Source organism: Mycolicibacterium bacteremicum, assembly GCF_002086115.1.
GTDB classification, from domain to species: domain Bacteria; phylum Actinomycetota; class Actinomycetes; order Mycobacteriales; family Mycobacteriaceae; genus Mycobacterium; species Mycobacterium bacteremicum.
Window position 1 is genome coordinate 60,812 of record NZ_MVHJ01000014.1, and the last position, 22,702, is coordinate 83,513.

A 22,702-nucleotide genomic window follows, 5' to 3' on the forward strand; every position below is an offset into this window, starting at 1 on the left:
GAGTTCTGCTGTATGCGCGGAACTTTCGGACCCGTACGGGTGTCGAATCGGCACGTTAGGGGCACCAGGTTTCTGTGAAATTTCTCTATGTGACGAACAAATTAACCTGTTGCTCAATCCGTGTTTTCTGGCGATTCACCGGGTACGCGGGCCTGTTGTACGGGTCTGACGAGGCGGTTGTAACGATCCGGTAGCGTCCGGCGATGTGACGGTCATGCGAAAAGCTACGAGCAAAATCGGGGCAAACGTAGGTGCAGCAGCGGGCGCGGCCGCCCTCCTGGCGGGTGCCGCCCTCGCGTTCGGTCCGGCGACTGCCAACGCCGAGCCGGAGGGTCAGCTGGTCCGCTACACGCTTGCCACCGGAGCGCCCTACCAGTTCCAGGTGTTCTATCTGACGGCCCAGCCGCCCAGCATGGAGGCCTACAACGCCGATGCGTACGCCTACGCCAAGCGCGAGACGATCACCGTCTCACCCGGCGCGCCGTGGGTCTTCGAGACGACGCTCGCCGACCCGCAGTGGGCCATCCTGCAGGTCAGCAGCACCACGAAGGGCAGTGTGGGCCCGCCCAACGCGCACTGCGACATCGCCGTCGGTGATCAGGTCATCGCCGCCGCGGACAACCCGTACAGCGTCACCTGCCAGGGCACCCAGTGGTAGGTCGCTAGCTCCGTAAGGCTCCGGGACGACCGCTCCGCCAAATCGGCGGGGCGGTCGTTCGTCGTATCGGGACTTGACAGCGACGGTCGAACAATTGTTCGATGGAGCCATGCGATGGGACGGTCAGGGAGTACGAGTCGACGACGGCGCGCTGCCGGGTCTGGCCCGCCTCGGCTTCGTCCGCAGTGTGCGCACGCCGGAGTTCGACGGGATCACCTTCCACGAAATTTTGTGCAAGTCGGCGTTGAACAAGGTGCCCGATGCGTCGATGCTTCCGTTCAGGTACACCGTCAACGGGTATCGCGGTTGCTCGCACGCCTGCCGGTACTGTTTCGCCCGGCCCACCCACGAGTACCTGGACTTCGATCCCGGATCGGACTTCGACTCCGAGATCGTGGTGAAAACCAATGTGGCCGAAGTTCTCTCGCGGGAGTTGCGCCGGCGGTCGTGGACCCGGGAGACGGTGGCGCTGGGTACCAACACCGACCCATATCAGCGGGCCGAGGGGCGCTACCGGCTGATGCCGGGCATCCTGGGAGCGCTGGCCGAGTCCGGCACGCCGTTCTCGATCCTGACCAAGGGCACGTTGCTGCGCCGCGACCTGCCGCTGATCGCCGACGCGGCGCACCACGGGGCCGGAGCCGGCGTGTCGATCTCGCTGGCGATCGGCGACCCGGAACTGCAGCGGGTCATCGAGCCGGGCACACCGTCGCCGCAGGCGCGGCTCTCGCTGATCTCGGCGATTCGGGATGCGGGGCTCGACTGCCATGTGATGGTCGCCCCGGTGCTGCCCCGGCTGACCGACTCCGTGGAACACCTCGACGCGTTGTTGTGCCAGATTGCCGAGGCCGGCGCTACCAGCGCGACGGTGTTCGGGCTGCATCTGCGGGGGTCGACGCGCGGGTGGTTCATGCAGTGGCTGGAGCGCACCTATCCCGAGCACGTCTTCGAGTACCGGCGGTTGTACCGACGCGGCGCCTATCTGCCGCCGGACTATCGCGACGAACTTCGTACCAGGGCGGCCCCGTTGCTGGCCCGGTACGGCTTGACCGGGCGGTCGGCGCGTGTCGCCATGTCGGCACCGCCGCCGCCGGCCCGCGCCGGTGCCGTTTCCTCCGAAGTCACGCCACGGGCGCACCCCACCCTGTTCTGACATTCCCGCCCGCGCGGCGTTGACCAGCGGTTTTCGCGGCTGGAAGGACTTGTCGGGATCGCGAGTACCATAGAACACATGTTCGAACGTTCGTCGTTACGCGAGCTCAGTGACGAGGCGCTGACGTCCGCGATCACCGCCGAGACGCAGGCCGAGGCCGCGGCCGCGGCGCGCCGGTTGGCGTTGATCGCCGAGGCCACCGCCCGCTGGTGCGAGGACGAAGACGAACAGTCCGCCCTGAGATTGATCGACGGCTGGGCCCAGGCCAAGGCCCAGGTCGGCGCGGCCTGCAACCTCGGCCCCCACGCCGCCAACACCCAGATGCGCATTGGGGTGGCGTTGCGGGAACGGCTCCCGCAGACCGCGGCCGTCTTCGGCACCGGGGCGATCTCGGCCAAGGTGATCAGTGCGATCACCTGGCGCACCCATCTGGTCACCGATCCTGACGCGTTGGCCTCGATCGATGCCGGGATCGCCGAGAACGCCCACGGGTTCGGCATGCTGTCGGAGAACGCGCTGACCGCGGCCGTCGACTTCTGGGTCCACAAATACGATCCGCTGGCGGTCATCCGGTCCAAGGCTGCTGCCAAGGACCGCTACATCGAATTCGGTGACAAGGATGACCCCGACGGGATCGTGTCCTTCTGGGGACGGATGCGCACCACCGACGCCAAGATCACCGAGGCCCGCGCCGACGAGTTGGCCGACGGTGTCTGCGCCAATGATCCGCGCACGAAACGGGAGCGCCGCGCCGATGCCGTGGCCGCCGTCATGGCCGGCGGGACCCGGTTGACCTGCCTGTGCGGGGACCCCGCCTGCGCCGGGTCGGGCAAAGACCCACGTGCGGGTGCGGTCACCATCTACGTGCTCACCGGTCAGCGCCCCGACACCGGACAGGGCTCCGAGCCCGCGACGGGGCCCGGACCGGATGGCGGACCCCAGCCCGGACCGGTCGAACCCGATGGGGGGCCGGGCGATGAATCTGATGAGAGCCAGTCAGCCGAGAAACCGGCCGCGGCTCAACAGCCCCCGGCCGAAGAACCCGCTCCTGCCGACGACCCTGCAGCCGAGCCGAAATCACCCGCCGCGCCCGCGGCGCACGCACGGCCCGCCGCACCTGCGGCGCGGTCCACCAGGCCCGGCGCTGGGGCCGGCATCTCCCTGGACGGCGCCATCATCCCCGCCCACCTGCTCACCGAACTCATCACCACCGGCGCCACCATCCGGCCCATCAGCAGCCCGTCAGATCTCGGCGCCGAAAACCGCTACCGGCCCTCCGCCAAACTCAGCGCCTTCGTCCGGATGACTTCGATGACATGCGCCTTTCCCGGCTGCGGGCGCCCCGCCCACAAAGCCGATCTCGACCACCTCACCCCCTGGCCCGCCGGCGCCACCCATCCGGGGAACCTGCGACCGTACTGCCGCGAACATCACCTCATCAAGACCCTCAAAATCGGCTGGACCCCGACCGCCCACACGGACGGCTCAACGACCTGGACCGCACCCACCGGCCACACCTACACCACCAGACCCCTGGGGCCAGTCCTGTTTCCGCACAAGGCCTTTGCCACCGAGATCCCGAGAACCAGGCACATCAGCCTCCTCGACCACGACAACCGCGAACCCACCCTGCCCACCCGACAACGCACCCGACAACAGGACCGCGAATACCGCATCAACGCCGAACGCGTCCGCAACGCACTGGAGATCGCCCTCGACAGCGACCCGCCGCCCTATTGACGCAGTCCCTGCAACACCGCCCGGGCCACCGGGCTCGGCTCGTCGGCTTCCAGGTCGAGCTCGCCGGTGGGCTCCAGCGGCGGCTGCGCCATGAAGCGCGGCACGCTGCCGTGGTGCTCGGTCGCGGTGTGGACGAGGAATGGGTGGCACAGGTACACATCGCCGATGTGACCGGTGGCCTGGACGACTGGACACCCCTCGGTGGCCGGGACGACCTGCTCGCAGACCGACATCCACGGCGCGCCCTCGGGTCCGTAGCGGGCGAGCACCGAAGGGACCGCCAGATGCGAGCCGACCCGGATCTCGGTCGGTGCGTCGTCCGGGCCGACATCGGAGAACAGGAACAGCATCAGCAAGGCGCGGCCGCGAGAGCGCAGGCTCAGCCGCATGCCGTCCTCGGCGTAGAAGGATGCTTCGACATGCCATCCCGCCTCGCGGGCCGGTTCGGTGCTGGGAAAGCGCAGCGGAAAGGTGCCCAGTCCCAGTCGAGGCCGCCATCGGCCGGTGCCGACCAAGGCGTTGTAGGCGGCGTGCAGGGTGTCGGTGTTGGCGGCGGCGGTGAATTCCGGCGTGGCCATGCTGGTCACCCGCACCAGCGATTCGGTCCAAGCACTCGGGTCGGCCGGGGTCAACCCGATGGTCCGCCACAGCTGCTGCTGGCACTGCACGCCGAGATCGCGGTCGAAGGCCGACTCGATCTTGACGAAGCCGTCGGCGATGAACCGGTCGATATCAAGCATGTGGCCATGGTGACCGGACCGGCGCCGCCGTTACAAGCGGATTTCGGCTCAGTCGGCGAAAGGTGTTGCGCACGAGCGGATGTCTGAGGGTTGCAGCGGGCCGGCGCGACGCGGAATACACTTCCGGCATGCCGATGATCACCACATCCGACGGGACCGAGATCTTCTTCAAGGACTGGGGGAGCGGGCAGCCGATCGTCTTCAGCCACGGCTGGCCGCTGTCGGCCGACGACTGGGACACCCAGCTGCTGTTCTTCCTGTCGCACGGCTATCGCGTCGTCGCGCACGACCGGCGTGGCCATGGTCGCTCCGCGCAGGTGGCCGACGGCCACGACATGGATCACTATGCCGACGACCTGGCCGCCGTCGTCGAGCACCTCGACCTGCATGACGCCGTGCATGTCGGGCACTCCACCGGCGGCGGTGAGGTCGCGCACTACCTGGCGCGTCACGGTGAGAGTCGGGCGGCCAAGGCCGCGCTGATCGCCGCGGTGCCGCCGCTCATGGTCAAGACCGAGGCGAATCCGGGCGGACTTCCCAAGGAGGTGTTCGACGATCTGCAGGCACAGCTGGCGGCCAACCGCTCCGAGTTCTACCGGGCGTTGCCGTCGGGGCCGTTCTACGGGTACAACCGCGACGGCGTCGAGCCCTCGGAAGCCGTCATCGAGAACTGGTGGCGCCAGGGCATGATGGGCGGGGCCAAGGCGCACTACGACGGGATTGTGGCGTTCTCGCAGACCGACTTCACCGAGGACCTGAAGAAGATCACCATTCCGGTGCTCGTCATGCACGGCGACGACGATCAGATCGTGCCGTACGCCGACGCGGGCCCGCTGTCGGCTGAGCTGCTGCCCAACGGAATCCTCAAGACCTACGAGGGATTTCCGCACGGCATGCCCACCACGCACGCCGACGTGATCAACGCCGACCTGCTGGAGTTCATCCGGGGTTAGACGGACCATGCGGCTCAGCATCCTCGACCACGGCCACCGACGGCGCGCGAAGCTCTTCCTCGCCGTGACCGGCGGCCCGGACATCGTGCGGACGTTGCTGTACCGGCCGAGCTTTCTCACCCGCCCGCTACTGGCGATCACCGTGCCGGCGATGCGCGGGCCGTCGTTCTGGTCGGCCGCCGAGCGGGAGTACTTCGCCATGTCGACCGCGGAACTTCTGCAGTGCCCCTTCTGCATCGAGACGCACGCCGAGCTGACCAGGGTTGCCAGTGGTGGCGCGGTCGATCCCGCAGATCCGGCATCGTTTCGGCCGGAGGTCGTGGCGATGCGGGACTTCCTGCGTACGCAGAAGCTGACGCGCCCTCCGGGTCTGCCACCCGACGCCGTGATCGAAGCGCTGCGTGTCGACCTCGTCTTCAACATCATCGCGAGACTGGCCAATGCGTTCGGCTTCGTGCTGCGCGAAGGCGAATTGCGCAGCGGGACTCGCGCATTGCACCGCTTCGGATACCGGTTCCCCGGATTTCTGCTCGCCGACGGGCCGTCAGTGCGCCATGACGGCACAGCTGAGACGCTCCGAACCTGGGTGCTCGAAGCGCCGGCGGTGACAGGTCCGGCGCTGCGGACGGCAGCCGTCACCGGGGAGGGGCTGCCAACGGAGTGGTCCGACTACGGGGGCAAGGTCCGAAACACGTCGTACGCGATCGACGACGACGACGTCGGTCGGCTGCGTGCGGCGGGCCACAGCGAGGACGAGATTTTTGAGGTCACGGTCGCCGCGGCCGTAGGTGCGGCGACGAGTCGTTTCCGAGACGGGTGCCGGACCAGCCGTAGCCTTGACCCGTGACTCGACCCGCTCGGCGGCCGGACCGGCGCACCCTCGCGACCACCGCGACGATCCTGGAGGCCGCCCAGCGCCTGTTCGCCGAGCGCGGTTTCCACACGGTGACCATGGACGCCATCGCCGAGGAGGCCGCGGTGGCGGTCGGGTCGATCTATCACCACTTCGGCAACAAGGACACCTTGTATCTGGCCCTGGTCGAGCGCGCCCTGGAGATCAACGAACAGGTGATGGCGCAGGCGTACACCGAGGATCGCACCCCGGTCGAACAGCTGATCGCTGCGAGCGACGCCTACTGCCGGTTCAACCTGGAAAACCCGGGCCACTTCCGGATGGTTGCGCTGCGCGCGGTGGACATGCCGCCGGGAGAACTCGCCGGCGAGGTCGAACAGCGCATCGCCGACAAGGTCGAGGCACTGGTCGCCGATGTCGCCGACGCCCTGCGTCGCGCCGATGCCGCCGGTCAGATCGACTGTCCCGATCCGGGTCGCACCTCGGTGTTCCTGTGGTCGGCGTGGAACGGCGTGCTGGGCTCGCGCTGGCGGCCGGACCGGCTCGCCCTCGACGATGCCGAATTGGAGCGGGTGCTCGCGGTCGGGCGGGACATCGTGATCCGCGGGCTACGCACCGGATAAAGTTCTTGTAGTAGCGTTCAATTTAGTAGTACCGTTCAAAACATGGTGCTGGCGGCGGCGGTGCAACTGGATGCGGTGCCCGGTGATGTGGCGGCGAATCTGTCTGCGTGCGAACGGCTTGCCGACGAGGCAGGACGGTCCGGGGCCAAGGTCATCGCCCTGCCGGAGTTCTTCACCACCGGCATCGGCTTCCTGCGCGAGCTGGTCGACGCGGCGCTCCCGGCCGACGGCCCGGCGGCCGACCTGCTCTGCGAACTGGCGCGCCGGCATGGCGCGATGGTCGGTGGTTCATTCCTGTGCCGGGACGTCGACGGCCATATCCGCAACGCGTATCTGCTCGCCGACGCGACCGGCATCGTCGGCAGGCATGACAAGGACCTCCCGACGATGTGGGAGAACGCCATCTACACCGGCGGGAATGACGACGGGGTGCTGACCGCCGGTGGGTACCAGGTGGGTGCCGCCGTCTGCTGGGAGTTGATGCGTACCCAGACTGTTCGCCGGCTCACGGGCAGAATCGATCTCGCCATGACCGGCTCGGGCTGGTGGTCGATTCCGGCGTGGCCGCCGCGGCGCCTGTTCGAGCGTCTGGAAGCGTCCAATGCGGCCACCGCGCACCGGGCCGCAGCCGATTTCGCCCGCTATATCGGGGCGCCCGTGGTGCATGCCGCGCATGTCGGTGAGCTGGAGTGTCCGATGCCCTGGCTGCCGGTGCGCTATCGCGGGCACTTCGAGGGAAATGCGTTGATCACCGACGCCGCCGGCAACATACTCGCCCGGCGCTCCCGCGCCGACGGCGAAGGCGTGGTGCTGGCCGAGATCAGCCTCGGCCGACAGCACCCGGTGTACGTTGCGCCGCAACGGTTCTGGCTGCACCGGCGCGGCGCCCTCCCGGCGGCGGTATGGCATTACCAGCGGCTGCACGGCCGACGCTGGTATGAGAGGAACGCGGTGGCGCGATGAGCGTATTGGTCCAGGTGGGACTCTTCGAACTGGCCTTCGGGGCACTGCTGGGCTGGTTGGTCGCGGGCAATCTGTTGGCGCCGGATCTCATCACGCGGTGGGGGATCGTGGCCCCACGCCGGATCATGCAGGCGCACCTGGACTTCATCATGATGGGAGTCATCCTGATCGCGGTGGGCTTGGCGGTGCCCGGCTTGACCACCTGGATCGCCGTGCTCGTCATCGTGGGCACCCTGCTGAACCCGGCGCTGTTCCTGCCGATGGCATTCAGCGACACGGTATCCCGGACGCGCGGATTCCAGGCGGTGAGCCTGTTGTCGTTCGTGGCGACCAGTGTGGGACTGGTCGGGGCAGCGGTGAGTGCGCTCTAGCTCTTGTTCCGTTTCACCTGATTGAACGGCACCCCGCGGTCGGCGGCAGGCTCGCGCGGGAATCCCAGGATCCGCTCGCCGATCACATTGCGGGCCATCTCGGAGGTGCCGCCGCCCAGCGACCCGGTCTGGCGCGACAGGTAACGGACCCCGATGTCCAACATGCCGGACCCGTCGTCGACCACGCCGGCGGTCCCGGCGATCGCCAGCGCGGTGTCGATCTCCAGCTCGGTGGTCTCGGCGTGCATCAACCGGATCAGCGTCCCGGCGTTGGGCGGCAGCGATCCGTTGCCGATGGACTTCGTCACGTGCTCGATCAGCTGATCCTTGACGATGCGGCGGACCAGGGCCCGGCCGGCCAGATCCTGCACCCGCGGATCATCGGCCTGCCCCGTCGCCTCGGCGGTCGCGACATGGTTCGGCGGCATCTCGCTGGCGTTCTCGGCCCCAGTGCCACTGGCGAACTCGGACCCGCCGCCGACCGCGCGCCGCTCGTGATGCAGCTGCCGCGACGCCACGGTCCAGCCGTCGTTGACCGCGCCGACCACGGCATCGTCACCGAGTTCCAGCCCATCGAAGAACTCCTCGCAGAACTCCTCGTTGCCGTTCACCTCGGTGATGCGCCGCATCGTTATTCCGGGCGCATTCAGCGGCACCAGGAACATCGTCAGCCCCTCGTGCTTGGGCACGGTCCAGTCGGTACGGGCCAGCATCAACCCGTAGTCCGCGGCGAACGCACTGGTGCTCCAGGTCTTGGCGCCGTTGATGATCCATTTGTCGCCGACCTTCTCGGCCCGGGTGATCACCCCGGCCAGATCGGACCCGCCGCTGGGTTCGGAGAGCAACTGGCACAGGATCTCGTCCCCGCGGATGGCCGCCGAGATGCGGTCGCGCTTCTGTTCCTCGCTGCCGACGTCCAGGATGGTCGCCGAGCAGATGGTGAACGACGGTGTGTTCAGGATCAGCGGCATCTCGAAGAACCGGCACTCGGCGTTGAACGCCTTCTGATACGCGTAATCCAAACCCAGACCGCCGTATTCGCGCGGGAAGCAGATCCCGGCGAACCCACCCTCGTACAGCTTGCGCTGCAACTCCTTGGCGCGGTCCCAGGACTGCTGTTCGGCGCGCACCGAGAACGGCGGGTTCTCCGGATCAATGGGCGGCATGTTCTCGGTCAGCCAGCGGCGCGCCCGTGCCCCGAAGTCGGCGACGGTCTCGGTGGAGGTCACGGTCTCGGTCATGCGGGAACCTTCCGGCTCAGTTCGAAGACGGCACGGTGATGATCTTCCGGTGAACCGAACATCGCCCGGTTCAGCGTGGCCCGGCGCAGGAACAGATGCAGATCGTGCTCCCAGGTGACGCCGATCCCGCCGTGCAACTGCACGCAGTCCTGCAGCATCACCGGGGCGCGCTCGGCCACATAGGCTTTGGCGACGCTGACCAATTTCGGCGCGTCCTCCGACCGGTTGCCGACGGCCTCGACCGCGCCGGCGGTGGTGGCCCGGGCCGCCTCGAACCACAGCTTCATATCGGCGAAGCGATGCTTGAGTGCCTGGTAGGACGCCAGCGGCCGGCCGAAACTGTGCCGGTCCAACAGCCACTGGTGGGTCATGGCCAACACCGAATCCAGGATCCCGACGATCTCGGCGCACTGCAGCACCAGGGCAACCTGGCGCTGCCGTTCGATCACCGCGGGTGTCTGCTCAGCCGTTCCCACCACCGCAGTGGCGGGTACCTCGGCGCCGTCGAACGACACCCTGGCATACCGGCGCACCATGTCCACCGACTGCTGCGCCTCGATGGTCACCCCGGCGGTGTCGGTGGGCACCAGGAACTGTCGGGCGACCCCGTCGACCGCCGCGGTGACCAGCAGCACGGTGGCCGAATCCCCGGCCTCGACACGGTCCTTCACCCCGTCCAAGCGGTAGCCGTCCCCGACGGCGGTGGCGGACAGCCCCGGTTGCAGCGGTGACCACGGCCGTCCGGGTTCGTACACCGCCCAGCTGGCGATCGCCTCACCGGCAACCAGCGACTCGATGGTGTCCTCGTGATTCTCGGGAGCCTCGCACAGCCCGGCCAACACCACGCTGACCGGGTGCAGCGGCCCGGGTGCCACACTGCGTCCGGCCTGTTCGGCCAGCACCGCGAGATCGGCCACCCCGTCTCCGGACACGCTTCCCCCGCCGAGTTCCTCGGGAACCAGCAGGCTGGCCCATCCGAGTTCGGCGGCACGCTGCCACCAGGCGGGGTCGAACGACACACCGGCCGCCTGCATCTCCCGTACGCGGCTCAGCGGCGTTTCCTTCTCGAGGAAGGCCTGCGCCGTCGACGTGAACAGCATCTGCTCGGGGTTTGTCATATGCGTTTCCGTCTTCTGCGAGGCTGATTCTCCAAGACGGTAATGACGTTACCACGCGTCAGAGCTGGTGCGAAGGATCCGCCAGCACGCTGCGGGCGCAGAACTCGAAAATGTGCCTGCCCTCGATCGGGGTGCCGTTGAGTTCGGCGCCCAGGGTGCGCAGCCGCAGCGCACCCAGCACGGTCTGCATGATCAGTGCCGCCGTCGTGTCGGTGTCGGTCTCCGGCCCGCCGCGGAACACACCCTCGGCGATCCCGGCAGTGATGATGTCCCTGATGAGGGCGTGCAGCGGTGCCAGCACCCTGGCGTACTCCTGCGGCAGCGTCTCGGCGAGGTGATCGTTGAAGAAGGTCAGGCCGCGATTGATGCTGTCCTGCTTGCTCGACGCGGCCGGCGCGCTGATCCGCTCGACCAGCATCCGCAGGGCCGCCAGCGCGTCCAGATCCGCGATATCGGCGCGCCAGCGCGCGGTCGACTCGCTCAAGATCTTGTCGACCAGCGCCAGCAGCAATTCGTCTTTGCTCGAATAGTGCTGGTAGAAGGACCGCAGTGAGGTCTTGGAGCGCTCGACCACCTCCAGCACGGTGAAATCGGTGCGTCCGGTCTCGCCGAGGATGGCCAGCGCGCATTTCATGAACCGGACCTGCCGGGATTCGGACGCCTCGGCGTCAGCCATGGATGCCCCTGCCTCCTGGACCCGTTGTGCGAGCGGTGAGAATGACGTTACCGTTTTCGTAGAGTGCGCATCGCGGACTCGCCGACATGGAGAAAGGGACCCTATGACGACGTCGGAGCCGACGACCAGTCCGGTCGAATGGACGGTGCAGGGCCTGCTGGACCTGTTCGAACCGCAACCCGACGGGGACAACCGCTTCATCGCGCAGACCGGGCTTGCCGACGCCGACGATCGTCAGGTGGTCGAGGGCACGCAGGTGCTGGCCCAGGCGATCGTCGCCGCCGCGCGCCGCTTCCCGGACAAATCGGTGCGCTCGGTGTACGCGGTGTTCGCCAGGGTGGTGCTGGTCGGTCCGCCGGTCGAGTTGGACATCGACGTCATCTCCGAGGGACGCTCCACGGCGACCGCGGTGATCACCGCATCGCAGAACGGCAAGCGCTGCATCACCGTCACCGTGTTGGCCGACGTGCCCTCCGGCGACGTGATCCGCCATCACCTGCCCAAGGCGCAGGTCGTGGGACCGCAGGACGCCCAGCCGTCCATCATGCCGATGGACGGCCGTCAGGTGCGGCTGGTCGACGTCGTGGACGTCAACAGTCCCGATGAGGTCGGTCCGCCTGAACTGCACGCCTGGTTGCACTACGATCCCATTCCGGCGCGTGCTGAACTCGCCAAGGCCTTGATTGCGTATTTTACTGGACACCTGGGGATTTCGACGACCATGCGAGCACATGAGGGTATCGGTACGGCGCAGGCGCATCTGACGGTGTCGACCGCGCCGATGACCGTTTCGGTCAGTTTCCATGAGCCGGTGCAGTGGCAGGGCTGGCTGCTCTACGGGCACGAGAGTACCCAGGTGGGCGCCGGCATGTCCTATGTGCGGGGTACGGTGCACACCGAGGAGGGCGAGCTGTTGGCCTCGTTCACCCAGGACGGGCTGATCCGTCCGCTGCGCACCAGCGACACCGACATCAAGCATCAGTCCCGGCTGTAGCTGCCCGCGACCAGGCCGGGCCGGCCGGCTCACGCGGTCACCGCTTCGGTGGAACTTCCCGCGCGACATCCCAGGCGTGGTGCACGATATCGTGCAGGTGGTAGACGGCGATGGTGGCCACGGTGAATTCGCTTCCGTTGCTTCGTAACCCGCGCCGCGACCAGGCGTCCTCGGGCACCTGGTCATAGCGGTCGGCGACGACGGTCGCCGCATCGACGAGTTCACCGGCCACCACCGCGGGATCCTGGGACCCGTAGTCATCGGCGATGGCCGTGGCGTCCTGGTCCCAGTTCGGGAACTCTGGATCGGTCTCGGTCAGCATCAGCTGCACGCGGTGGTCGAAGATGCGGTGCACATCGCGGATGTGGCAACCGTATTCGAGGTTGGACCACACTCCCGGCGCCGGACGGGTCCGCACGCCGGGCTGGGCCAGCCGGGTCACCCAGGCCGCCGCATCGCGACGGATCCGCCCGGCCACGCCGGTCGGCTGCACCCGCGCCGGGTCGAAACCGCAGTCCGGACAGGCCCGGGACAGAACCCAGGTCCAGTCCTTCGTGTCGGGTTCGATATCGCTCACCGCAAGGCGCCGGGCGCGAAGGTGTCGCACTTGTTCGGGTCACCGGTCTGGTAACCGGTGGTGAACCACTGCTGTCGCTGCTCGGAGGAGCCGTGCGTCCAGGACTCCGGGCTGACCCGCCCGGTGGCCGCCTCCTGGATCCGGTCGTCGCCCACCGCCGAGGCCGCCGACAGCGCATCGGCGATGTCCTTGTCGCTCAACGGTTCCAGGAACGGGACGTCGGTGCCGTCCTGTTTGGTGATCGCCGCGTAGTGTGCCCACACCCCGGCGTAGCAGTCGGCCTGCAGTTCGGTACGCACGCCGCCACCGGTCGGTCCGGTCGGGTCCTGCTGGGCGCGACCGAGCACCCCGAGCAGGTTCTGCACATGGTGGCCGAATTCGTGGGCCACCACGTACTCCTGGGCGAACGGTCCACCGCTGGAACCGAATTGATCGCGCAGCACGTCGAAGAAGCTGACGTCGAAGTAGGCGGTCTGGTCATTCGGGCAGTAGAAGGGGCCGACGTTGCTGTCGGCGAAACCGCACCCCTGGGTCTCGATCCCGCCGCTGAACAGGTGCACCTTCGGCCGGGTGTACTCGGGCAGGAGTTGGGGCCACACGCTGTCGAGCGAGTTACCGGTCGCCACCACGCGGCACTCGGCCAGCTCGTTGGCATCGGCACCGGTCTTGCACTGGCTCAGATCGAACCCGGGGGAGGAGACCCCCTGGGTGTCCATGCCCGCCCCCTGATCCTGCGGCAGCACGCTGCCCGGGTCCACGCCGAGGAACAACGCCACCACCACCAGCAGCAGGCCACCGATCCCGCCGCCGACCGCGATGCGTCGGCCACCACCGCCGCCCCGTCCGCTGCTCGACGTGGTGCTCGTGTCGATCTGCATGCCTTCGTTGAAGGTCATCGTCCCCACCAACCCATCTGACGTGTCGGCGCCGTCTCCTGTTCAGGCCGGGCTCAGCTTTCCACACTACGATTCGGGGGTGCCCTCTGTCGCCGAACTGTCGACGATCGTGCCGACCACACACGGCCTGTTACGCGGAACCACCGAGGGCGGTGTCGGGGTGTGGCGCGGTGTCGCCTATGCCGAGCAACCGGTGGGGGATCTGCGGTTCCGCGGTCCACAACCCCTGCAGCCCTGGGCGGGTGTGCGCGACGCCATCGACCACGGGCCGCTGCCGCCGCAGGGCCGCTCCTTCGTCGGCGGCGGCCGCGACGACCCGAAGATCCGGGACGAGGCCTGTCTGACGGTGACCGTCTGGTCACCCGACGTCTCGGCGTCGCTACCTGTCATGGTGTGGATCCCCGGCGGCGCGTTCGTGTACGGCGCGGGCCAACTGCAGCTGTACAACGGTTCGCGACTGGCCGCCAACGGCAACGTCGTCGTCGTCAACGTGACCTATCGGCTCGGTGTCTTCGGCGGCTTCGAACTCGGCGACCTCGGACCGGGATTCGACGACAACCTGTGCCTGCGCGACCAGATCGCCGCGCTGCAGTGGATCCGGGAGAACATCGGCGCGTTCGGCGGGGACCCGCACCAGGTGACGGTGTTCGGCGAATCGGCCGGTGCGACCTCGGTGCTGGCGCTGCTGGCCAGCCCGGCCGCCACCGGGCTGTTCGACCGGGCCATCGCGCAGAGCCCGGCGTTGCCGCTGATCGCCGACCGGGAGTCGCGGGCCCGGCAGTCGCACGCTTTCCTGGCCGAACTCGGCGTCGAGGCCGACGAGGTCAAGGCGCTGCCGCAGCGCCGGTTGCGCCGCGCCGCCGGCACGCTGCAACTGGCGAGCGTCGCGCACACCCCGACGCTGGCCTACGGGCTGACCCACGGGGTCGACCTGCTGCCGCACCACCCGATCGAGGCGGCCCGCCGTGGCGCGGTCGAACCCGTCCCGCTGATCATCGGCACCAACAGCCACGAGGCCTCGATGTTCGCCTGGGGTAAGCCGCCGATGCTGCCCACCACCGTCGCCGGGGTCGACGGATTCTTCACCCGCTGGGCGCCGGATGCCCGCGACCGGGTGCTCGCCGGCTATCCCGGATTTCCACGCCGCCGGGCGCTGGTCGACTTCGGTTCCGACGCCATGTTCGGCGCACCCACCTGGGCCTTCGTCGACGCCTACAGTGCGGATGCGCCGACGCACATGTACCGGTTCGACCACACCACCTGGACGCTCAAGGCGCTGGGCCTCGGGGCCACCCACGGCAGTGAGATCGTGCACATCCAGCACAGTTACAGCTCATATCTGGGCCGCAAGCTGCACCCGCTCGGGCGCCGGGTGCAACCATCGGTGGGCAGGCGCATGCAGCGCACCTGGCTGGACTTCGCCACCGACGGACTCAGCGAGTGGCCCCGCTTCGACACCCGGACCCGGCAGACCAGGGTGATCCGGTCGGCGCGCGATGTCACCGTCGCCGATCCCGATGCGGTGCGCCGGGCGGCATGGGAGGGCGTCTACTAGTAGCGCGCGTCGGTGTAGCGCCGCAGGTTGTGCAGGAAGCGCTGGAACATCCAGGCCATCACCGGCCGGCCTGCGGTCATGCCGAGGCGGGCCGCGCTGCCATTGGGTTTCATCGCCATCACCCAGGTCAGGTGGCAACCCCGGTCGGTGGGCACGATCCAGTAGTCCTCGGCGAAAGCGGCGATGCTCTTGGTCGATGCCTGATTGAACCGAAACGCCATGTGGCTGTGCGGTTCCCAGGCCAGGAACTCCTCGTCACCGACGATACCGCCGCGCATGGTGACGGTGCGGGTGGTGCCGATGTCATACGGCTGCGGGCTGGTCCAGACCACCTTGGTGATCACCGAGGCCCACTGTGGCCAGGACTGCGAGTCGGAGAGCACCTCGAACACCTGCTCCGGCGTGATGGCCAGATCGACGGTGCTGACGAAGCGGAACGGCGCATCGGAGATGAAGTCCAGGTCGACACGCTCGCACGGATACATCGCCACCAGCCGACCTTAACCGGGACGGCGTCGACCCGGTGAGGGAGGCGTATCTAGACTGAGCAGTCGTCATCCCCACCCAGACATCAGGAGTTTTTCGTGCTGCGCAGTCACCCCGCCGGTTCGTTGCGGTCCACCGATGCCGGTCAGACCGTGACCTTGGCGGGCTGGGTGGCGCGCCGACGCGATCACGGTGGCGTCATCTTCATCGACCTGCGCGATGCGTCCGGGGTGTCGCAGGTGGTGTTCCGGGAGGCCACCGTTCTGGAGCAGGCGCACCGGCTGCGCGCGGAGTACTGCGTGTCGGTCACCGGGGTCGTCGAGGTGCGGCCGGAGGGTAACGCCAACGCCGAGATCCCGACCGGGGACATCGAGGTCAACGCCACCGAGCTGACGGTGCTGGGCGAGAGTGCACCGCTGCCGTTCCAGCTCGACGAGACCGCCGGCGAGGAGGCCCGTCTCAAGTACCGCTATCTGGACCTGCGCCGCGAAGGCCCGGGCAACGCAATCCGGTTGCGCTCCAAGGTCAATGCTGCCGCGCGCGGCGTGCTGGCCGAGCACGATTTCGTCGAGATCGAGACCCCGACGCTGACCCGGTCCACCCCGGAGGGCGCCCGCGACTTCCTGGTCCCCGCGCGGCTGCAGCCCGGCAGCTTCTATGCGCTGCCGCAGAGCCCCCAGCTGTTCAAGCAGCTGCTCATGGTCGCGGGCATGGAGCGCTACTACCAGATCGCGCGCTGCTACCGCGACGAGGACTTCCGCGCCGACCGGCAGCCCGAGTTCACCCAGCTCGACATGGAGCTCAGCTTCGTCGAGGCCGATGACGTCATCGCGATCTCCGAGCAGGTGCTGCGGGCGGTGTGGGCGACGATCGGCTACGACCTGCCGGTGCCGTTGCCGCGGATCACCTATGCCGACGCGATGCGGCGGTTCGGTTCCGACAAGCCGGACCTGCGCTTCGGTGTCGAGCTGGTCGAGTGCACGGAGTACTTCGCCGACACCAGCTTCCGGGTGTTCCAGGCGCCGTATGTCGGTGCGGTGGTGATGACCGGCGGTGCCGGCCAACCGCGTCGCACGCTGGACGGCTGGCAGGAGTTCGCCAAGCAGCGCGGTCACAAGGGCCTGGCCTACGTATTGATCGGCGAGGACGGCACGCTGAGCGGTCCGGTTGCCAAGAACCTCTCCGACGCCGAGCGGGACGGGTTGGCCGCCCACGTCGGCGCCCAGCCCGGTGACTGTGTCTTCTTCGCCGCAGGTTCCCCCAAGGGGGCCCGCGCGCTGCTGGGTGCCACCCGCATCGAGATCGCCAAGCGCCTCGACCTGATCGATCCCGCGGCGTGGGCGTTCACCTGGGTGGTGGACTGGCCGCTGTTCGAGCCGGCCGATGACGCCACCGCCTCCGGCGATGTCGCGGTGGGCTCGGGCGCCTGGACCGCCGTGCACCACGCCTTCACCGCACCGCAGCCCGGCTCGGTGGACACCTTCGACTCCGACCCCGGCTCGGCACTGGCCAACGCCTACGACATCGTCTGCAACGGCAACGAGATCGGCGGCGGGTCGATCCGTATCCACCGCCGCGACGTGCAGGAGCGGGTGTTCGCGATGATGGGCATCGACCACGATGAGGCCGCCGACAAGTTCGGATTCCTGTTGGACGCGTTCACCTTCGGTGCCCCGCCGCACGGCGGCATCGCCTTCGGCTGGGACCGCATCGTGGCGCTGCTGGCCGGGACCGACTCGATCCGCGAGGTCATCGCGTTCCCGAAGTCCGGCGGCGGTGTCGACCCGCTGACCGACGCGCCCGCGCCGATCACCGCGCTGCAGCGCAAGGAAGCGGGAATAGACGCCAAGCCGGAGAAGCTGGACCCGAAATGACAGACGACATCGACAAGGACAAACTGGTCGCCGACGCGTCCGCGCTCGACGATTTCAACCGCCAGATCGTCGAGGAGTTCCGGGCCAACGGGGGCAAGGTCGGCGGTCCGTTCGAGGGCGGCACCCTGGTGCTGCTGCACACGGTCGGTGCGAAGTCGGGTCAGCCGCGGCTCTCGCCGTTGGCCTACCTGGAGATCGACGGCAAGGTGCTCATCGTCGGCTCGTACGCGGGTGCGCCGAAGCATCCCGCCTGGGTGCACAACCTACGGGCCAACCCGAAGGCGCACATCGAGATCGGCACCGACGCCTATGACGTCACCGCCCGGGAACTGCCCGACGACGAGCGGGACGCGACGTATCCGAAGATCGTCGAGAGGGCCCCGGTCTTCGCCGAGTACCAGGCCAAGACGTCGCGGGCGATACCGCTTTTCGAGCTCGTACGCACGTAGCGCGGCCGCCGGCCCGGGCGCTGTCTTTGCCAAAGACGCGCGCCGACGGGTAGCCGGCCGTACTCTCACCCCCGATACGTCACCGGATGGGGGTTGTGGTGGGCACGTCGGAATCGAACACGGTCGACTACATGGACCACGCGTCCTATGTCGCGCTCCGGGCGCTGCGACGCGGACCGGTCGGCCAGTCGGTGTGGATCTACGAGCGTGGCGTCGACATGGACGGGTTACGGCGTTTCCAGCGCAATCTCGGGCGCACCCTGCTGGGCAGGCGGATCGAACGTTCGCCGTTGCCGTTCGGCAGGCACCGCTGGGTGTCCTGGCCCGGGCCTGACGGGATCACCGTGGCGGCAACCGAACGCACCCGCGCCGAGGTCTGGAACTGGGCCGACGAACGCGCGAAGGTACCGGTCGATCCCGAGACCGGGCCGGCCTGGCATCTGTCGGTGCAACCGCTGGTCGGCGGCGGCGCCGCGGTATCGCTGGTGTTCTCGCACACCATCGCCGACGGTGCCGCCTCGACCCTGTCGATCGTCTCCGCGGTCGACGGTACCGATTGGGGGCTCGGATACCCGGCGTCCGGGACGCGGACCCGAGGGCAGGCGTTGCGCGCCGACCTGCGCACCACGGCCCGTGAGCTGCTGGGGATACCGGCGGCGCTGGCCGGGACCGCGCGCCTGCATAAGCAGCAGAGCGCCGGCAAGCCCAGACCGCCCAGGCGGCGGGTACCCGCGTCCGCGGGATCCACCGAACCGGTGACGGTGCCGATGGTCGCCGCGAGCATCGACGTGGCGACGTTCGACGAGCGGGTCGCCGCGCTCGGCGGCACCCGCAACGCGATGGTCGCCGCGCTGGCGGCTCGGCTGGGCCTGGAGTTGGGCCGCGTCGACGCCGACGGGAATGTGATGCTGACCTTCCCGGTGAGCGAGCGGACCGAGGGTGACACCCGCGGCAATGCGCTCAACGTCATCACCGTGACGGTGGACCCGAAAACCGTGGTCGCCGATCTCGGACCGCTGCGCAAGGCGGTCAAGGACGCCCTGGTCGAGATGCAGGCCACCCGCGAGGCGATGATGGCCCCGCTCCCGCTGATCCCGTTCGTGCCGAAGTTCCTGATGGCCACCGTCGAGAAGGCGGTGTTGCAGGAGGGCCTGCCGATCGGCTGCTCGAATGCCGGTGAGATGCCGCCGTCGCTGAGCCGGATCGACGGTAACGAGGCGGATTTCTTCATCGGCCGGATGATCGAGAACGGGGTCACCGAGGCGGCCTTCGCCCGCCGCGGCGGGCATCTGGCGCTCGGCGTGACGATCACCAACGGAACCGCCGCCATCAGTATCGCGTCGTGGAAGGTCGGCGGACCCAATTCGGCGCCGGCCCTGGCCGAGGCCGTCACAACGGCCTTCGCCGACTTCGGGCTGACGCCGGAGGTCGAATGGTGAACGTCCGCCGTCAGAGTTCAGAGCCGTTCGATGATGGTGGCGTTGGCCATGCCGCCGCCCTCACACATCGTCTGTAGGCCGTAGCGTCCGCCCCGCTGTCCCAGCGCGTTGACCAGGGTGGTCATGATGCGCGCGCCGCTGGCGCCGAGCGGGTGCCCGATGGCGATCGCGCCACCGTTGACGTTCACCTTCGCCAGGTCGGCTCCGGTGTCGGCCGCCCAGCTGAGCACGACCGGCGCGAACGCCTCGTTGACCTCGAACAGGTCGATATCCGAGATGGCCAGGCCGGCCTTGTGCAGCACCTTCTCGGTGGCCGGGATGACGCCGGTCAGCATGTAGAGCGGGTCGGACCCGACGACGACCGCGGTGTGGATGCGGGCCAGCGGCGTGAGCCCGAGTCGCCGTGCGGTGGCACCGCTGGTGATCATCACCGCGGCACTGCCGTCGGACAGCGGTGACGAGTTGCCCGGGGTGATCTCCCAGGAGATCTGCGGGAAGCGGGCCGCGTACGCCTCGGTGAAGAACGCCGGCCGCAGACCGGCCAGCGTCTGCACGCTGGTGCCGGGGCGGATGATCTCATCGGAGTGCAGCCCGGCGATCGGGGCCAGTTCGTTGTCGAAGGACCCGTCCTTGGTCGCCCGGGCGGCCTTCTCGTGGCTGGCCGCGGAGAACTCGTCGAGCTGGGTGCGTGAGAGCTGCCATTTCGCGGCGATCAGTTCCGCGCTGATACCCTGCGGCACAAGCCCTTCGGGGTAGCGGGCGGCCATGTCGTGGCCGAACGGGTCGCTGCCGGGCAGGACCGAGGAGCCCATCGGCACCCGCGACATGGATTCCACGCCTGCGGCGATCACGATGTCGTAGGCGCCGGCCAGCACACCCTGGGCGGCGAAGCTGATGGCCTGCTGGCTGCTGCCGCACTGCCGGTCCACCGTGGTGCCGGGCACCGACTCCGGAAATCCCGCACCGAGCAGGGCGTTGCGGGCGATGTTGACGGCCTGGTCGCCGACCTGGGTGACGGCGCCGGCGATGACATCGTCGACCAGCGCGGGGTCGACCCCGGTGCGGGTGATGAGTTCGCGCAGGCTGTGCGCCAACAGATCCGCGGGGAGTACCCCGTGTAGTGCGCCGCCCGGCTTGCCCTTGCCGACCGGGGTGCGCACCGCACCGACGATGACCGCGTCGCGATCCGAGTATCCGGACATGTCTCCTCCTGCTCACTCACCGCTGAGTACTGCTTCCTATACTCAGATGTAACACCTGAGTATGGTTCTAACAACCCAGCGCCTAGGGTGATGTACATGACAGTTCTGGAGGGTCCGCTCGGTGACCGCGATGCGTGGTCGGCCATCGGTGAATGCCCGATCGAGAAGACGATGTCGCTCGCCGGGCAGAAGTCGACGATGTTGATCATGCGGGAGGCCTACTACGGCACCACCCGATTCGACGATTTCGCCCGTCGGGTCGGTCTGACCAAGGCGGCCACCTCGGCCAGGCTGGGGGAGTTGGTGGCGGCGGGGTTGCTGAGCAAGCGCCCCTACCGGGAGCCCGGGCAGCGAACCCGGCACGAATACGTGCTGACCCAGGCCGGTGTCGATTTCACCCCGGTGGTCTGGGCGATGTTCGAGTGGGGTCGCACCCATCTGCCGAACAACGGCAGGCTGCGGTTGGGGCATCGCGGCTGTGGTGCCGACGCGCATGTCGAAATCGTCTGCGACAAGGGTCATTCGGTTCCGTTCGACGAACTGGGCATGCGATTGGTCCCACGCCGACACGACGACGCGGACGCCGTGACGTAACAGCCCGCGGTGTGCGGTTTCGGGGTACGGTCTGACGACCCGGGGCATCTTCGCCCGAAATATTGACCTATCCGTTAAAATTTCGCCCGGGTCAGCAGCAACCTGCTGAGGGCCCGCTCAGCGTCGGTGCGTGCAGGGGGGCCCACACGTGCCGACGACAGACCGTGGCGAGAAAGGGCCCTGGGGCGTATGAACCACCCAGCCGACAACACGCTGGCCTATATGGATCAGGGTTCCTATCTGGCGCTGCGCGCGCTGGGCCGCGGGCCGGTCATCCAGTACATCTGGATCTACGAACGCGGCGTCGACATGGACGGCCTGCGACGCTTCCAGCGCAACCTGGCCGACGGTCTGCTCGGCCGCCGCCTGGAACGCTCGTCGGTTCCGCTCGGTCGTCACCACTGGGTGTCCTGCGGTGATTCGGCGGGCATCGACATCTCGGCGGTCGAACGGCATCGCGGCGAGGTGTGGGAGTACGTCGAGGAACGCGCCGCGGTGCCGGTGGATCCCGAACACGGACCGCCCTGGCATCTGGGGGTGCAACCGCTGGCCGAGGGCGGATCCGTGGTCACCCTGGTGGTCTCGCACACCGTGGCCGACGCCGCGGCGCTCATCGAGTCCATCACCCACGCCGTCGACGGCACCGGACGTCACCTGAACTATCCGCAGGCCGGTGCGCGGTCCAGGCGCGCGGCGCTGCGCCGCGATCTGGCGATCACCGCCCGCGCGGTGCGTGAGGTGCCCGCCGCGGTGATCGGTGCGGCTCGGCTGGCCCGCGATCAGTCCGCCGAGCTCTCCGAATCGGCCAGGGCGGTGCCGGTGACGCGCAGTCGCGCGACCTCGGGCGGGCCCGTGAACCTGCCGACGGTCTCGGTGCGCGTCGACGCCGCGGAATGGGACGCCCGCGCCAAAGCCCTCGGCGGCACCAGCAATGCGCTGCTGGCCGGCATCGCGGCCCGTGTCGGGGCCATCACCGGACGTGTCGACGCCGACGGCCGGGCGATGCTGTCGCTACCGGTCAGTGAGCGGGTGCCGGGGGACACCCGCGGCAATGCGCTCAACACGATCACCGTGATGGCCGATCCGAAGGTGGCCCCTGAGGATCTGGGTCCGATCCGCGGCGGTATCAAGGCCGCGCTGATCGAGCTGGCCGACACCCGTGAGCAGATGCTGGCGCCGCTGCCGCTGGCGCCCTACACACCGAAGTTCCTGTTACGCCGGTTGGAGAAGCTGGTCCTCAAGGTCGGCAAACCGATCGGCTCATCCAACAGCGGTCCGCTGCCCGAGCAGGTGAACCGGCCCGATGGGACACCGGCGGACATCTTCGTCGCCCATTCTCCCGAGCCGGGCATCACCGCAACGGATCTGGAGCGCATGGGTGGGCGGATGCTGTTGGCGGCCGGGACGGTCGGCGGGGCGGTGTGCATCTCGGTGGCGGCCTGGGAGCCAGGGGCGCCCAACACCAAAGAGGCACTGATGCAAGCGGTGAAGGAAGCCTTCTACGATTTCGACCTCACGGCGGTCATGGAATAAGCCGCGCTGCGGTG

At 68.3% G+C, this 22,702-nt stretch carries 23 protein-coding genes; 15 read left to right on the forward strand and 8 right to left on the reverse strand.

Annotation, left to right across the window (positions count from 1 at the left end):
• The first annotated feature begins 214 nt into the window (after window positions 1-214).
• From BST17_RS17535 to BST17_RS17545, 3 genes are all read left to right on the forward strand, one after another.
• Window positions 215-658 carry an Rv2576c family protein gene (locus BST17_RS17535; RefSeq protein ID WP_207573663.1) on the forward strand — a complete coding sequence of 148 codons (444 nt, stop codon included), beginning with the start codon at window positions 215-217 and terminating at the stop codon, window positions 656-658.
• Window positions 659-767: 109 nt separating this feature from the next.
• Entirely contained in the window at window positions 768-1,811 is a 1,044-nt protein-coding gene (locus BST17_RS17540) for an Rv2578c family radical SAM protein (RefSeq protein WP_083060169.1), read from the forward strand.
• Window positions 1,812-1,889: 78 nt separating this feature from the next.
• Window positions 1,890-3,551, forward strand: coding sequence for an HNH endonuclease signature motif containing protein (locus BST17_RS17545; protein ID WP_083060170.1), 1,662 nt, complete (start codon window positions 1,890-1,892; stop codon window positions 3,549-3,551).
• Here BST17_RS17545 and BST17_RS17550 read toward each other — a convergent pair.
• A complete protein-coding gene (locus BST17_RS17550) occupies window positions 3,545-4,291 on the reverse strand; it encodes a phytanoyl-CoA dioxygenase family protein (protein ID WP_083060171.1) in 747 nt (248 codons plus the stop codon). The genes BST17_RS17545 and BST17_RS17550 overlap by 7 nt on opposite strands.
• A gap of 128 nt (window positions 4,292-4,419) precedes the next feature.
• Here BST17_RS17550 and BST17_RS17555 point away from each other — a divergent pair, with 128 nt between their 5' ends.
• The 5 genes from BST17_RS17555 to BST17_RS17575 are packed head-to-tail and all read left to right on the forward strand — an operon-like array spanning window position 4,420 to window position 8,054.
• Window positions 4,420-5,244, forward strand: coding sequence for an alpha/beta fold hydrolase (locus BST17_RS17555; RefSeq protein WP_083060172.1), 825 nt, complete (start codon window positions 4,420-4,422; stop codon window positions 5,242-5,244).
• Between the two features lie 7 nt (window positions 5,245-5,251).
• The gene (locus BST17_RS17560) at window positions 5,252-6,091 is read left to right on the forward strand and encodes a carboxymuconolactone decarboxylase family protein (protein ID WP_083060173.1); all 840 of its coding nucleotides are present in this window, start codon (window positions 5,252-5,254) and stop codon (window positions 6,089-6,091) included.
• Window positions 6,088-6,720, forward strand: coding sequence for a TetR/AcrR family transcriptional regulator (locus tag BST17_RS17565; RefSeq protein ID WP_083060174.1), 633 nt, complete (start codon window positions 6,088-6,090; stop codon window positions 6,718-6,720). The genes BST17_RS17560 and BST17_RS17565 overlap by 4 nt, the downstream gene beginning before the upstream one ends.
• A gap of 42 nt (window positions 6,721-6,762) precedes the next feature.
• Window positions 6,763-7,683, forward strand: coding sequence for a carbon-nitrogen hydrolase family protein (locus tag BST17_RS17570; RefSeq protein ID WP_083060175.1), 921 nt, complete (start codon window positions 6,763-6,765; stop codon window positions 7,681-7,683).
• Entirely contained in the window at window positions 7,680-8,054 is a 375-nt protein-coding gene (locus BST17_RS17575; RefSeq protein WP_083060176.1) for a hypothetical protein, read from the forward strand. Before BST17_RS17570 ends, BST17_RS17575 begins: the two co-directional genes overlap by 4 nt.
• Here BST17_RS17575 and BST17_RS17580 read toward each other — a convergent pair.
• From BST17_RS17580 to BST17_RS17590, 3 genes are read right to left on the reverse strand one after another with little or no spacing between them, the layout of a single operon-like run.
• On the reverse strand, window positions 8,051-9,295 hold the full coding sequence (locus tag BST17_RS17580) for an acyl-CoA dehydrogenase family protein (RefSeq protein ID WP_083060177.1): 1,245 nt from the start codon (window positions 9,293-9,295) through the stop codon (window positions 8,051-8,053). The two genes, BST17_RS17575 and BST17_RS17580, sit on opposite strands and share 4 nt — an antisense overlap.
• Complete coding sequence (locus tag BST17_RS17585) at window positions 9,292-10,413, reverse strand: acyl-CoA dehydrogenase family protein (protein WP_083060178.1); 1,122 nt, start codon at window positions 10,411-10,413, stop codon at window positions 9,292-9,294. Before BST17_RS17585 ends, BST17_RS17580 begins: the two co-directional genes overlap by 4 nt.
• 58 nt (window positions 10,414-10,471) lie before the next feature.
• Entirely contained in the window at window positions 10,472-11,089 is a 618-nt protein-coding gene (locus BST17_RS17590; RefSeq protein ID WP_083060179.1) for a TetR/AcrR family transcriptional regulator, read from the reverse strand.
• Window positions 11,090-11,192: 103 nt separating this feature from the next.
• Here BST17_RS17590 and BST17_RS17595 point away from each other — a divergent pair, with 103 nt between their 5' ends.
• On the forward strand, window positions 11,193-12,083 hold the full coding sequence (locus BST17_RS17595) for an acyl-CoA thioesterase (RefSeq protein WP_083060180.1): 891 nt from the start codon (window positions 11,193-11,195) through the stop codon (window positions 12,081-12,083).
• A 37-nt stretch (window positions 12,084-12,120) separates the two neighbouring features.
• Here the strand turns inward: BST17_RS17595 and BST17_RS17600 are convergent, their stop codons facing one another.
• Both BST17_RS17600 and ypfJ read right to left on the reverse strand, forming a co-directional pair.
• Window positions 12,121-12,660, reverse strand: coding sequence for a DinB family protein (locus BST17_RS17600; RefSeq protein ID WP_083060181.1), 540 nt, complete (start codon window positions 12,658-12,660; stop codon window positions 12,121-12,123).
• A complete protein-coding gene (gene ypfJ / locus BST17_RS17605; protein WP_083060182.1) occupies window positions 12,657-13,556 on the reverse strand; it encodes a KPN_02809 family neutral zinc metallopeptidase in 900 nt (299 codons plus the stop codon). Before ypfJ ends, BST17_RS17600 begins: the two co-directional genes overlap by 4 nt.
• Before the next feature lie 79 nt (window positions 13,557-13,635).
• Here ypfJ and BST17_RS17610 point away from each other — a divergent pair, with 79 nt between their 5' ends.
• Complete coding sequence (locus BST17_RS17610; protein ID WP_083060183.1) at window positions 13,636-15,111, forward strand: carboxylesterase/lipase family protein; 1,476 nt, start codon at window positions 13,636-13,638, stop codon at window positions 15,109-15,111.
• On the opposite strand, the gene BST17_RS17615 is transcribed toward BST17_RS17610, so the two are convergent.
• Window positions 15,108-15,596, reverse strand: coding sequence for an SRPBCC family protein (locus BST17_RS17615; protein ID WP_207573665.1), 489 nt, complete (start codon window positions 15,594-15,596; stop codon window positions 15,108-15,110). The genes BST17_RS17610 and BST17_RS17615 overlap by 4 nt on opposite strands.
• 99 nt (window positions 15,597-15,695) lie before the next feature.
• Between BST17_RS17615 and aspS the strand changes: the two genes are divergently transcribed.
• The 3 genes from aspS to BST17_RS17630 all read left to right on the forward strand — a co-directional run bounded on the left by aspS (window position 15,696) and on the right by BST17_RS17630 (window position 19,359).
• Window positions 15,696-17,471, forward strand: coding sequence for an aspartate--tRNA ligase (aspS, locus tag BST17_RS17620; protein ID WP_083060185.1), 1,776 nt, complete (start codon window positions 15,696-15,698; stop codon window positions 17,469-17,471).
• Window positions 17,468-17,920: a nitroreductase family deazaflavin-dependent oxidoreductase gene (locus tag BST17_RS17625; RefSeq protein ID WP_083060186.1), complete on the forward strand. Its 453-nt coding sequence runs from the start codon at window positions 17,468-17,470 to the stop codon at window positions 17,918-17,920. The genes aspS and BST17_RS17625 overlap by 4 nt, the downstream gene beginning before the upstream one ends.
• A gap of 98 nt (window positions 17,921-18,018) precedes the next feature.
• Entirely contained in the window at window positions 18,019-19,359 is a 1,341-nt protein-coding gene (locus tag BST17_RS17630; protein WP_133053553.1) for a hypothetical protein, read from the forward strand.
• A gap of 17 nt (window positions 19,360-19,376) precedes the next feature.
• Here BST17_RS17630 and BST17_RS17635 read toward each other — a convergent pair whose 3' ends face one another.
• The gene (locus BST17_RS17635; protein WP_083060188.1) at window positions 19,377-20,561 is read right to left on the reverse strand and encodes a thiolase family protein; all 1,185 of its coding nucleotides are present in this window, start codon (window positions 20,559-20,561) and stop codon (window positions 19,377-19,379) included.
• Window positions 20,562-20,657: 96 nt separating this feature from the next.
• On the opposite strand from BST17_RS17635, the gene BST17_RS17640 reads away from it, so the two are divergent.
• The gene (locus BST17_RS17640; RefSeq protein WP_083060247.1) at window positions 20,658-21,155 is read left to right on the forward strand and encodes a winged helix-turn-helix transcriptional regulator; all 498 of its coding nucleotides are present in this window, start codon (window positions 20,658-20,660) and stop codon (window positions 21,153-21,155) included.
• Between the two features lie 189 nt (window positions 21,156-21,344).
• Window positions 21,345-22,688 carry a hypothetical protein gene (locus tag BST17_RS17645; RefSeq protein WP_083060189.1) on the forward strand — a complete coding sequence of 448 codons (1,344 nt, stop codon included), beginning with the start codon at window positions 21,345-21,347 and terminating at the stop codon, window positions 22,686-22,688.
• The last annotated feature ends 14 nt before the right edge of the window (window positions 22,689-22,702 follow it).